We start from the raw sequence: 14,277 nt of genomic DNA, 5'->3' as shown, positions 1-14,277 counted from the left end.
TAGAAATCAAATACCGCGCAAGACGATTCACCCGCGCGTCCAACTCGCCGTAGGTGATCGACGCACCGTCCTCGGTGACCAGCGCGACTTCCTTCGGCCCCGCCGCCACGGAGGCGTCGAGCAGCGACACCAGCGTCGCCGCCGTGTCCACCTCGTAGTCGGTCGCGTTGCGGCGCTCGAGGATCTGCGTCCGCTCCGCGTCGTCGAGCAGCGCGATATCGCCGACGGCGGTGCGCGGCGCGGCGATGATCTCGCCGAGCAGTCGCGCGAAGCGATCGACGAAGCCCTGCACCGTGTCCCGGTCGAACATGTCGGTGGCGTAGGTGAAGAACCCGGTGATGCCCTCGGGTTCGCCCGCGTCGCCGTAGCGGTCGGTGGCGATGAGGTGCAGATCGAACTGCGACAGCGCCGTGTCGATGTCGAGACCGGCCACGGTGAGACCCGGCAGTTCCAGCGCCGACTGCGCCAGGTTCTGGAACGACAGGCCCACCTGGAACAGCGGATGCCGCGCGGTGGAGCGGACCGGGTTGAGCACCTCGACCAGCCGCTCGAACGGCACGTCGGCGTTGGCGAACGCCTGGATATCCGTCTCCCGTTGCCGCGCCAGCAGTTCGGTGAACGGCTCGCCCGCGTCGATCCGGCTGCGGAACACCAGCGTGTTGACGAACATGCCGATCAAGTCGTCGAGGGCGGCTTCACCACGACCCGCCATCGGGGTGCCGATGGCGATGTCGTCGGTGCCCGAGAGCCGGGCCAGCAGCACCGCCAGCGCGGTGTGCACGACCATGAACAGCGTCGCGCCCTCGGTACGGGCCAGCTCGATCAACGCCTGATGGGTCTCGGCGTCGACCCGCAACTCGACCTTGCCACCGGCGAAGGACTGCACCGCGGGGCGCGGCCGGTCCGACGGCAGATCCAGCTGGTCCGGCAGCTCCGCGAGCGCGTCGCGCCAGTACGAGACCTGCTTGGCCGCCAGCGATTCCGTGTCGTCTTCGCTACCGAGCAGCTCGCGCTGCCAGATGCTGTAGTCCGCGTACTGGACCTCGAGCGGCGCCCAGTTCGGCGCCTCGCCCGCGGAGCGCGCGGTATAGGCGATCATCAGGTCGCGGGTCAGCGGGCCGACCGACGAACCGTCACCGGAGATGTGGTGGATCACCATCGCCAAGACGTACTCGACCTCGGCGGCGTCCGGCGCCGCCGATCCCGCGTTCTCCCCGGCGATCTGGAACAGCGCGACCTTCATCGGCACCTCGGTGGTGACGTCGAAGATCGTCGAAGTCAGTGCCACCACGGCGGATTCGATATCCGCGGGCGGCACCACCCGAACCTCGAGCCGCGGCACGGCCTGGGCCGGCGGCAGGATCACCTGCACCGGACCGCTGTCGGTCTGCGGGTAGATGGTGCGCAGGATCTCGTGCCTGCTCACCAGGTCCGCGATCGCGGCGCGCAGCGCGGCCACATCCAGCGCGCCGGTGAGCCGCACCGCGATCGGCACGTTGTAGGCCGCCGACTGGGTGTCGAACCGGTTCAGGAACCACATGCGCTGCTGCGCGAGCGAGAGCGGAATGTGTTCCGGCCGTGGACCAGCGGTGAGCGCCTTGCGCCCACCGGCGTCCGCGTGCTGCTCGACCCGCACGGCGAGCGCCGCGACGGTCGAGGCTTCGAACAGCAGACGCACCGGCACCCGGGTGTTCAACGCCTCACCGAGGCGCGCGGCGACCTGCGTGGCCAGCAGCGAGTTACCGCCCCAGGCGAAGAAGTCGTCGTCGAGGCCGAGCCGCTTGGATTCCGCCCCTTCCCGATCCGAGATCCGCAGCACGTCCGCGAAGGTGTTCGCGACGATCTGCTCGATCGGCGTGACCGGCGCGCGGAAGACCGCCTTCTCGAAGGTGGGCTCCGGCAACGCCTTCCGGTCGAGCTTGCCGTTCGCGTTCAGCGGCAGCGCGGCGAGCTCGATGAGCACCGACGGCACCATGTACGACGGCAGTTCCGCCGCCAGCGCCGACTGCAGCTGCCGCTTGTCGAGCTGACCCGCCCGCGGCACCACATAGGCGACCAGGCGATCACCGATGCTCGGATCGGTGTGCGCGAGCACGGCGGCGGCCGTGATGGTGGGCTGACGCAGCAGCGCGGCCTCGATCTCGCCGAGCTCGATGCGGAAGCCGCGGATCTTCACCTGGAAGTCGGTGCGGCCCCGGTAATCCAGTTCCCCGGAGCTGTTCCACGCCACCAGGTCGCCGGTGCGGTACATGCGCGCACCCGGCGCACCGAACGGGTCGGCGACGAACCGGTCGGCGGTGAGGTCCGGCTTGCCGAAGTAGCCGCGCGCCAATTGCGCACCGGCCAGGTACAACTCGCCGGAGACCCCCGCAGGCACCGGCCGCAGCCTGGTGTCCAGCACGTAGACCCGGCTGTTCCATTCCGGCGCACCGATGGACACCGCGAGCTGATCGGCGTCGGTGACCAGGTGGCTGGTGATGGACACCGCGGCCTCGGTGGGACCGTACAAGTTATACAGCGGCACGGAGTGCCCCGTTGGGTGGGCCAGCTCGGCGGGGTTGTCGCGGCGGAACCGCTGTGCGGTGGTCGCGGGCAGCGCCTCGCCGATGGCGAGCACCCGACGCAGCGAATGCGTCAGGCGGCCACCGGATTCGGTGAGCAGCGCGTCCAGCATCGACGGCACCACGTGCAGGGTGGTGACCATCGTGGACCGCATCAGCTCGTTCAAGTAGGCCGGATCACGGTGGCCGTCGGCCGCCGAGATCACCAGGCGGCCACCGCACACCGCGGCGGTCCAGAACTCCCAGACCGAGAGGTCGAAGGTGGCCGCGGTCTTCAGCAGGATCGCGTCGTCCGCGCCGAGGCCGAAGGTCGCGGTCTCCCACTGCAACTGGTTGACGATCGCCGCGTGCGGCACGGCGACGCCCTTGGGCTGACCGGTCGAGCCGGAGGTGAAGATCACGTACGCGGTGTGGGCCGGGACCAACGTGGCGCGACGCTCGGCCGCGGTCACCGGATCGGCCGCGAACGCCGTCAGGTCGAGCACGTCGAGCTGCACGATATCGGCCGCGGCGGTGCGGAACCCGTCCCGGCCGGTGGTCAGCACGCAGACCGGTGCCGCGGTACCGAGGATGTAATCGGTCCGCTCGGCAGGCTGGTCCGGATCGATCGGCACATACGCCGCACCGGCTTTCGCGACCGCGTACATCGCGACCACCAGGTCGGTGGAGCGGCGGATGGCCAGCGCGACCCGGTCCTCCGGGCCGACGCCACGCTGGATCAGGTAGCGCGCCAGGCGGTTCACCCGCGCGTCGAGGGCGGCATAGGTGAGTTCCTGCTGACCGGTCGGATCGTCGGCGACGATCGCGACCGCCTTCGGGGTGGCCGCGACCGTGGCATCGAGCAGCGAGACCAGCGTCGCGTCCGGATCGACCGCGTGCGCGGTGTCGTTCCAGTCGGCGAGGATGCGGGTGCTCTCCTCGGCCGCCAGCAGGTCGATCTCGCCGACCGGCACGGTGGCGTCGGCGACGACCGCGTCGAGGACCCGGACGAACCGGTCGGCGAAGCCCTGCACGGTCGCCTCGTCGAACAGGTCGATGGCGTAACCGAATTCGGTCACGATCTCGGCCGGCGTACCGTCCTCGGCGTACCGGTCGTACAGCGTGACGTGCAGGTCGGTCTTGGCCAGCTGCGAGTCGAAGTTGACCGCGCTCACCGACAGTCCCGGCAGTTCGAACGTGGTCTCGGCCAGGTTCTGGAACGAAAGACCCACCTGGAACAGCGGGTTGCGCGCGGTGGAGCGCACCGGGTTGAGCACCTCGACCAGCCGCTCGAACGGCACGTCCGCGTTCGCGAAGGCCTCGAGGTCGCGTTCCTTCACATCGGCGAGCAGGTCGGCGAAGCGGTCGCCCGGCGCCACCTTGGTGCGGAACACCAGGGTGTTGACGAACATGCCGATCAGGTCGTCGAGTTCGCGTTCGCCACGGCCCGCGATCGGGGTGCCGACCGCGATGTCGTCGGTGCCGGACAGGCGCGAGAGCAGCACCGCCAGCGCCGCGTGCACCACCATGAACAGCGACGCGTTGTTCGCCCGCGCCAGCTCGTGCAGGCGCGCGTGCCGCTGCGGCGAGATCTCGAAGCGAATCGCCTTGCCCTGGAACGACTGCGCGGGCGGGCGCGGCCGGTCGGCGGGCAGCTCCAGCTGATCGGGCAGCGCGTCCAGCGCGGTCTTCCAGTAGGCGACCTGCTGTGCGGCCAGCGATTCCGGGTCCTCCTCGGACCCGAGCACCGCGCGCTGCCACAGCGCGTAGTCGGCATACTGCACCGGCAGCGGCTGCCACTGCGGCACCTCGCCCTGCACCCGGGCCACGTAGGCGGCCATCACGTCACGCGCCAGCGGGCCCATCGACGAGCCGTCGGCGGCCACGTGGTGCACGGTGAAGGCGAGCACGTGCTCGTCCGGGCTGATCCGGAACAGCGCCACCGCGAGCGGCACCTCGACGGTGACGTCGAAGGTGGTCAGCGCGAAACCGATGACGGCGCCGAGCAGTGCGGACTCGGTGACGTCGACGGGGGTGAGCGCGGCCGGGGACGACGCCACCGGACCGATCACCTGATGCGGACCGTCGGCCGAGCGCGGGTAGGTGGTGCGCAGCACCTCGTGCCGCGCGAACACGTCGCCGATCGCCTGCTCCAGCGCGGCCACGTCGAGCGTGCCCGAAAGCCGGACGGCCAGCGGGATGTTGTCCACCGCCGAAGTGGCCGTGTCGAACTGGTTGAGGAACCAGTAGCGCTGCTGGGCCGGCGAGAGCGGAATGCGCGCGGGTCGTTCCCCGGTCTCCAGCTTGGGCCGCTGCCTGCCCGAACCCGCGTTGCGCTCCACCCGGGCCGCCAAGGCGACCACGGTCGAGGCCTCGAACAGATCCCGCACGGCCAGTTGGGTATCCAGCGCGGCACCCAGCCGCGCGGTGACCTGAGTGGCCAGCAGCGAGTTGCCGCCGAGGGCGAAGAAGTCGTCGTCCAGGCCGACCCGGGCGACACCGAGCACGTCGCCGAAGGTGCCCGCGACGATCTCCTCGATCGGCGTCGACGGCGCGCGGAACACCTTGGCCTCGAACACCGGCGCGGGCAGCGCCTTGCGATCGAGCTTGCCGGAGGCGTTCAACGGGAACGCGTCGAGCACCACGAAAGCCGACGGCACCATGTACGCGGGCAGCTCACTCGCGAGTTCGCTGCGCACGCCCTCGATATCGATGACCTGACCCGCGGTCGGCACCACATAGCCGACGAGCTGATCGCCGAGGCGATCGTCGGACCGCACCAACACCACCGCCTGCGCGACGGATTCCAGTGCGGTGAGCGCCGACTCGATCTCGCCCAGCTCGATCCGCAGACCGCGCAGCTTCACCTGGAAGTCGGTGCGGCCCAAGTACTGCAGCTCACCGTCCGCAGTCCAGGAGACCAGGTCGCCGGTGCGATACATGCGCTCGCCGTCCGCGCCGAACGGGTTGGCCACGAAGCGATCCGCGGTCAGTTCCGGTCGGGCGACGTAGCCGCGCGCCAATTGCGCACCGGCCAAGTACAACTCACCGGCGACACCGACAGGCACCGGGTGCAGCCGCGAATCAAGTACGTACACCTGGGTGTTGAACACCGGCGCGCCGATCGGCACGGACACGGTGTCGGCCTCGGTCACCTCGTGGAAGGTGACGTCGACCGCGGCCTCGGTCGGGCCGTACAGGTTGTGCAGGCGAGCGCCGGTCAGCTCCTGCATCCGCTGCGCGGTGGCCGCGGGCAGGGCCTCACCGGAGGCGAAAACGTGGACCAGGCTGGTGCATTCGTCGGCCCGCTGTTCGGCGACGAACACCGCGAGCATGGAAGGCACGAAGTGCGCCGTGGTGACCGCCTCGGCGGTGATCACCTCGACCAGGTAGCCGGGGTCGCGGTGCCCGTCCGGCTTCGCCACCACCAGGCGCGCGCCGATCTGCAAGGGCCAGAAGAACTCCCACACCGACACGTCGAAGGTGGCGGGCGTCTTCTGCAACACCACGTCGGTGCTGCGCAGACCGTATTCGGCCTGCATCCAGACCAGGCGGTTGACGATCGCGGCGTGGTTCACCGCGACACCCTTGGGGCGGCCGGTGGAGCCGGAGGTGAAGATCACGTACGCGGTATTCGACGGCCGCAGCGGCGCGACCCGATCCGCGTCGGTGACCGGCGCGTCCGAGTAGTCGCTCACCGTGACCTGATCGAGTTCGATGGTGCGGGTGCTACCCGCGTCGAAACCGTCCCGAGCGGTGGTCAACACGCACACGGGCTGTGCGGTGTCGAGCACGTAACGGGTGCGATCGGCCGGGTGATCCGGATCCAGCGGCACGTACGCACCGCCCGCGACGCTCACCGCGTACATGCCGACGACCAGGTCGATCGACCGGCGCATGCCGAGCGCCACCAGCGCATCCGGCCCCACACCGAGCGAAATCAGATGACGGGCAAGGCGATGCACCCGCGCGGCGAACTCGGCATAGGACAGAGTCGTCCCCTCGAAGCTCACCGCGGCGGCGTCGGGCGTGCGGGCGACCTGCGCCTCGAACATCGACACCAGGGTCGCCGTCTCGTCCACCGGATGGGTGGTGTCGTTCCAGCGCGCCACGACCTGTGCGTGCTCGGCCGCATCCAGCAGCTCGATATCGCCGATCGGCACCGCCGGATCCGCGACCACGGCCGTCAGCAGCCGGACCAGCCGGTCCGCGACGCTCGCGATCGTGGCCGCGTCGAACATGTCGGTCGCATAGGCGAATTCGCCGGTCATGCCGTCGGCGGCGCCCTCGGCGTCGATCCGATCGGTGAGGCTGAGGTGCAGATCGAACTTCGCGGTCACCACGTCGAGCGGCACGCCCGCGACCTCGAGACCGGGCAGCTCGAACGATGCCTCGCCGGTGTTCTGGAACGACAACATCACCTGGAACAGCGGGTGCCGCGCCTGCGAGCGAGCCGGATTCAGGATCTCGACCAGCCGTTCGAACGGCAGATCCGCGTGCCCGAAGGCCGCGAGATCGCCTTCCTTGGTGCGCGCCACCAGGTTCGCGAAGGGCTCGGCCGGATCGACGGCGCTGCGCAGCACGAGCGTGTTGACGAACATGCCGATCGCGTCGTCCAGCACGGCCTCACCACGACCGGCGACCACGGTGCCGATGGCGATGTCGTCGCTGCCGGACAGCCGCGCGAGCAGCGCGGCGAACGCGGCGTGCACCACCATGAAGAGGCTGGCGCCGTGCGCCCTGGCGAGCGCGTTCAGTTCGTGCTGCAGGCGCGCGTCGAGCGAGAACTCGTACACGCCACCGCGGTTCGAGGCCACCGCGGGCCGGGACCGATCCGCGGGCAGGTCGAGCTGATCGGGCAGCCCGGCCAATCCGGCGGACCAGTAGGCGACCTGCTGGGCGATCAGCGAGGTCGGGTCGTCCTCCGAACCGAGGGTTTCCCGTTGCCAGAGTGCGTAATCCGCGTACTGCACCGGCAGCGGCGCCCAGGACGGCGCCTCGCCGCGCGAACGCGCCACGTAGGCCACCATCACGTCGCGGGCCAGCGGTCGCACCGACCAGCCGTCACCGGAGATGTGGTGCACGACGAACACCAGGACGTGGGTGTCGGGCTGCGAACCGTCCATCGAGCCGGCCACCCGGAACAGCGCGGCCCGCACCGGCACCTCGGTGGTGACGTCGAAGCCGGTCAGCACCAATTCGGCGACCCGGTCCTGGATTTCGGTCTCGGACACCTCGATCGGGGTGAGGTCGACGGCGTCCTGCCCGGCGGGCAGCACCACCTGCACGCCTTGGCCGTCCGCGGTTTCCGGGTAGACCGTGCGCAGCACCTCGTGCCGGTCCACCACGTCGGCGACGGCCTGGCGCAGCGCGTCGGTGTCCAGCGTGCCGGTGAGCCGGACCGCCAGCGGGATGTTGTTGACCGCCGAGTCCGTGTCGAACCGGTTGAGGAACCACATCCGCTGCTGAGCCAGCGAGAGCGGGATGCGCGACGGGCGCGGGCCCGCAACGAGTTCCCGGCGACGGCCGCTGCCCTGGTGCGCCTCCATCCGCGCGGCCAGCGCGGCCACGGTGGGCGCCTCGAACAGCATCCGCACCGGGACACGGGTGTCCAGCGCCGCACCGAGGCGGGCGACCACCTGGGTGGCGATGAGCGAGTTGCCGCCCAGGTCGAAGAAGTCGTCGTCCAGACCGACGGCGCGTTCACCCTCGGCGGGCACCAGGCCGAGCACGTCGGCGAAGGTGTTGGCCACGATCTCTTCGATCGGGGTGGACGGCGCGCGGAATTCCCTGGCCTCGAAGGCGGGTTCGGGCAGTGCGCGCCGATCCAGCTTGCCGTTCGGGCTCAACGGCATCGCGTCGAGCACGACGATCGCGGCGGGCACCATGTACGACGGCAGTTGCGCGGACAGGTGCGCGCGCAGGTCGGCGATGTCGACCGTACCGCCGGCCACCGGCACCACATAGCCGACCAGCTGGTCACCGGTGTGCGCGTCCGAGCGCACCAGCGCGACCGACTGCGCCACCGAATCGTGTGCGGTGAGCGCGGTTTCGATCTCGCCGAGCTCGATCCGCAGACCCCGCAGCTTCACCTGAAAGTCGGTGCGGCCGATGTACTCGATGGCCCCGGTGTAATCCCGGGTGACCAGGTCGCCGGTGCGGTACATGCGCTCGCCGTCCGCGCCGAACGGGTTGGCCACGAACCGATCCGAGGTCAGATCGGCCCGGCCGTAGTAGCCGCGCGCCAGCTGCGCGCCCGCGAGATACAGCTCGCCCGCGACACCGGCGGGGACCGGATGCAACCGGCCGTCGAGCACGTACGCCTGGGCGTTCCACACCGGAAGACCGATGGGGACAGCGCCTTCGACGTCGTCGGCCACCGGGCCGTGCGTGGCGTGCACGGTGAACTCGGTCGGTCCGTAGAGGTTGTAGAGCGCCGCCGAGCTGACCCGGCGCATGGCCTCCACCGCGTCGGCGGTGAATGCCTCACCGGCGACGAACAACGTCCGCAGCGACGCCAATGCCGCGCTGCCGCCGGTCGCGTCGACGTTGCCGGCGAACACGGTGAGCATCGACGGCACGAACGAGGTCATGGTGACCTGCTCGGCCGCGATCACGTCCGCGAGGTACTGCGGGTCGCGATGCCCGTCCGGCGCGGCGACCACGAGGCGGCCACCGGTGGTCAGCGGCCCGAACAGCTCCCACACCGACACGTCGAAGGTGGCGGGTGTCTTGAACAGCACGATGTCGTCCGCGCCGATGCCGTATTCGCCGGTGATCCAGCGGATCTGGTTGACGACCGCGGCGTGCGGCACCGCGACGCCCTTCGGCCGGCCGGTCGAACCGGAGGTGAAGATCACATACGCCGGGTGCTGCGGACGCAGCGGCGCGATCCGCTCCGCGTCGGTGATCGGCGCGTCCGAGTACGCCGACAGATCGAGGGTGTCGATCATCAGTGTCGCGCGGCCCGCGGCGTCGAACTCGTCACGCGAGGTGGTGAGGACACAGACCGGATCGGCCGAATCGAGCACATAGTTCACCCGTTCGGCGGGCTGGTCGAGGTCGAGCGGTACGTAGCCGCCGCCCGCCGCCTGCACCGCGTACGCGGCGACCACCAGGTCCACCGAGCGGCGCAGGCCGAGCGCGACCAGGCTCTCCGGCCCGACACCGTCCTCGATCAGCTTGCGCGCCAACCGGTTTACGCGCGCAGCGAATTCGGCATACGTGAGTGTCGCGGAGCGACTCGATGAGGGGTGGTGGTCGGGCGAGGTGCTGGCGGCGGCCGGGTCCACCACCGCGATCGCGTCCGGGGTGGCCGCGGCCTGGGCCGCGAACTCGGCGACCAGCGTGCTGGGCGCGCCGAGCTCACGCGCGGTGTCGTTCCAGCCGCGCAGTGCCTGCTCGGTCTCCTGCTCGTCCAGCAGCGCGATATCGCCGATGGGCCGATCCGGTTCGGTGGCAAGCGCTTTCAGCAACCGGTTGAACCGCTGACCGAACTCCGCGATCGTGTCCGGATCGAAAAGATCGGTGGCGTAGATCAATTCGGCGCTGATCCCGGCCGGCGCGGCGCTCGCGCCGTGCGTCGGCTGAGCGGCGTTGTTCTCCGACAGCGTCAGTTGCAGATCGAACTTGGCCACATCGATCGGCAGTTCGACGCCGCTGACGGTCAGGCCGGGCAGTTCCAGGCTGTTCTGGCCGAGGTTCTGGAACGACAGCATCACCTGGAACAGCGGGTGCCGCGCCTGCGAACGCACCGGGTTGAGGATCTCGACCAGCCGCTCGAACGGCAGGTCCGCGTGCCCGAAGGCGGCGATGTCCGCCGCGCGCACCGCGCGCAGCAGATCGGTGAAGGTCGCCCCGTGGTCGATCGGGGTCCGCAGCACCAGGGTGTTGACGAACATGCCGATCAGATCGTCGAGCGCGCGCTCGCCGCGGCCCGCGATCGGGGTGCCGATGGCGATATCGTCCTCGCCCGACAGCCGCGAGAGCAGCACCGCCAGCGCGGTGTGCGTGACCATGAACAGCGTGGCGCCCCTGGTGCGGGCGAGTTCGGTGAGCCGCCCGTGGGTTTCGGGGTCGATCGCGAAGGCGTGGGTCGCGCCGCGACCGGAGGCCACCGCGGGCCGCGGCCGGTCGGCGGGCAGGTCCAGCTGCTCGGGCAGCCCGCGCAACGTGTCGGACCAGTACGAGATCTGCTGGGCGATCACCGATTCCGGGTCGTCCTCGGCGCCGAGCACCGTGCGCTGCCACAGCGCGAAGTCGGCGTACTGGACTTCCAGCGGCCGCCACGCGGGTTCGCCGCCCTCGACGCGAGCGCCGTAGGCGGTCATCACGTCCCGGGTCAGCGGGCCCATCGAGAAACCGTCGGCCGAGATGTGGTGCACCACGATGGCCAGCACGTGCTCGGTCGGGCTGATCTCGAACAGCCTGGCGCGGAACGGCACCTGGCTGGTGACGTCGAACGCGGTCAGCACCAGTTCCGAAAGCCGCAGCGGCAGTTCGGCCTCGGTGACCTCGAACGGCGCGAGGTCGGGGATCACCTTGGCGGTGGGCACGGTCCGCTGGTACGCGGCGCCGTCCACCTCCGGGTAGTAGGTGCGCAGCGACTCGTGGCGGGCCAGCACGTCGGCCACCGCGATCTGCAGCGCTTGCCGGTCGAGCAGACCGGACAGCCGCACCGCGGCCGGGATGTTGTCCACCGCCGATTCCGGATCGAACCGGTTGAGGAACCACATGCGCTGCTGGGCCAGCGAGAGCGGCACCAGCTCGGGCCGCTGCTGCGGCTCCAGCGCCGCCCGCGCACCGGCACCGGCGTGGGTCTCCGCGCGGGCGGCGAGCGCGACCACGGTGGACGCCTCGAACAGTTCGCGCACCCCGAGGTCGGTGTCCAGCGCGGCGGACAGTCGCGCCGCGACCTGGGTGGCGGTCAGTGAGTTGCCACCGAGGGAGAAGAAGTCGTCGTCCAGGCCGACCCGCTCCAGGCCGAGCACCTCGGCGTAGGTGGCGGCGACGATCTCCTCCACCGGCGTGGTCGGCGCGCGGAACACCGCGGCCTCGAACACCGGGGCGGGCAACGCCTTTCGATCCAGCTTGCCGGAGGCGTTGAGCGGGAACTCGTCGAGCACGATCACCACGGACGGCACCATGTACGCGGGCAGCCGCTCCGCCAGATCCTCGCGCAGCAGCTCGATGTCCACCCGGACATTCGGCGCGGCAATGACATACGCCACGAGCTGATCGCCGATGTGCTGATCGCCGCGGACCACGACGACCGCCTGCGCGACCTCGTCCAGCGCGGTCAGCGCGGCCTCGATCTCACCCAGCTCGATCCGCAGGCCGCGCAGCTTCACCTGGAAGTCGGTACGGCCCAGGTACTCCAGCTCACCATTGGCTGTCCAAGCAACCAAGTCACCCGTGCGGTACATCCGCTCCCCCGCCGCACCGTACGGGTCGGCGACGAACCGGTCACTGGTCAGATCCGGGCGCGCGACATAGCCGCGCGCCAGCTGGGCGCCCGCGAGATAGAGCTCACCCGCGACACCCACCGGAACCGGCCGCAGCCGCGAATCCAGCACGTACACCTGGGTGTTGAACACCGGTGCGCCGATCGGGACGGTGTCGGTATCGGTGTCGATCACCTCGTGGAAGGTGACGTCGACCGCGGCTTCGGTCGGGCCGTACAGGTTGTGCAGCGCCGCACCGGTCAGCTCGCGCAGACGGTGGGCGGGCTTGGGCGGCAACGCCTCACCGGAGGCGAACACCAGGCGCAGCGAATCGCACCGCGCCGCGGCCCCGTCCGCGACGAACACCGCGAGCATCGACGGCACGAAGTGGGTGACGGTGATCCGCTCGGCGCTGATCACCTCGGCCAGGTAGGCCGGATCCCGGTGCCCGTCGGGCTTGGCGACCACCAGCCGGGCGCCGATCTGCAAGGGCCAGAAGAACTCCCACACCGACACGTCGAAGGTGGCGGGCGTCTTCTGCAGCACCGCGTCGGCGGTGTTCAGCTGGTAGGCGCTCTGCATCCACACCAGGCGGTTCACGATCGCGGCGTGTGCGACGCCGACGCCCTTGGGGCGTCCGGTGGAACCGGAGGTGAAGATCACATACGCGGTGTTCGACGGCCGCAGCGGCGACCAGCGATCCGCGTCGGTGACCGGATCCTCGGACAACCCGCTCAGATCGAGCAGGTCGATGCGCACCTGGGCGGTGTCGATCTCCAGATCGCCGCCGGAGGTGAGCACGCAGACCGGATCGGCCGTCGCCAGAATGTATTCCGTGCGCTCGGCGGGGTGATCGGGGTCCAGCGGCACGTACGCGCCACCGGCCACCGCGACGGCATACATGCCGACGACCAGATCGACCGAGCGCCGCATGCCGAGCGCCACATACGATTCCGCGCCGACGCCGCGGGCGATCAGCCAGCGGGCGAGCTGATTGACCCGGGCCGCGAACTCCTCGTAGGACAGACTTGTCCCCTCGAAGGTGAGCGCGGTCGCCTCGGGCGTCCGTTCGGCCTGCGCGTAGAACATCGAGACCAGCGTCGCGTCCGCGTCCACCGGGTGCGCGGTGTCGTTCCAGCCGGCCACCACGAGCTGACGTTCCACGTTGTCGAGTAGCTCGATATCGCCAACGGGCACAGCGGGTTCGGTGGTGATCGCGGTCAGCACCCGGAGCAGGCGATCGGCGATCCGGCGCACGGTCTGCTCGTCGAACAGATCGCGCAGATATCCGGCGCGCACCCGCAGCTTCGAGTCCAGCTGCGCGATGAGCGTCAGGGGGTAGTGCGTCGCGTCGGCCGCGTCGAGCCCGATCACGGCCATGCCGTCGATATCGGCGGCCTGCTCCCGGATGCCGTCGGCGTCGACCGGGTAGGACTCGAAAACCACCAGGGTGTCGAACAATCCGCCGATGCCCGCGGCGGACTGGATGTCCGCGAGGCCGACGTAGTGGTGATCGAGCAGGTCCGCCTGCTCGCCCTGGGTTCTGGTCAGCAGCTGCTGCGCGGACTCGGCCGGGTCGAAGCGCACCCGCACCGGCACGGTGTTGATGAACAGGCCGACCATCGATTCCACGCCGGTCAGCCCGGCCGGGCGGCCGGACACCGTGGTGCCGAACAGCACGTCGTCGCGGCCGGTCATCCGGCCGATCAGGATGCCCCACGCGGTCTGCAGCACCGTGTTCGGCGTGACGCCCAGCGATGCGGCCAGTGTGGTGAGCCGCGCGGTGGCCGGCTCGTCCAGCTCGAAGAAGTACTCGCCGGAGAGCGAGGTGATCTCGCGGCCGGCGTCGGGGCGGGCCAGCAGGGTCGGCTCGCTGACCCCGCGCAGGGCGTCCGCCCATACCGCGACCGAAGCCGAATGATCCTGCTGCGCCGTCCATTCCAGGAAGTTGCGGTAGGAGCGCACCGCGGGCAGCACGCCACTGTCCGCGTGTGCGGCGTAGAGCACCAGCAGGTCCTGCATGAGCAGCGGCATGGACCAGCCGTCGAGCAGGATGTGATGGTTCGACACCACGAACTGCCAGCGGTCGCGCGCGACCTGGATCAGCGTGAAGCGGATCAGCGGCGGCTCGGTGAGGTCGAAGCGCTTGGTCCGGTCCGCCACGATGATGTCGGCGCCCGTGCCTGCCTCGATTCGATCGTGCTCGGCCCAGGCGACCCGCACGCTGTCCAGCACCACCTGCACCGGGCTGCCGTCGCGATCGGTGACGAAGGCGGTGCGCAGGTTCTCGTAGC

Annotated in this window: 1 protein-coding gene (running past one end of the window); it reads right to left on the bottom strand. The window is 70.1% G+C overall.

The features are described from left to right. Window positions 1-14,277, bottom strand: part of the annotated coding region (locus tag NBRGI_RS44210; protein ID WP_036560730.1) for a non-ribosomal peptide synthase/polyketide synthase (this coding region is incomplete at its 3' end). Its footprint extends 21,025 nt past the window's final position; 14,277 of its 35,302 annotated nt are in view.

Source organism: Nocardia brasiliensis IFM 10847, from assembly GCF_000710915.1.
GTDB lineage: Bacteria > Actinomycetota > Actinomycetes > Mycobacteriales > Mycobacteriaceae > Nocardia > Nocardia brasiliensis_A.
The sequence above is the reverse complement of the archived record's forward strand: the minus strand, read 5'-3'. Positions and strand labels throughout refer to the sequence as shown.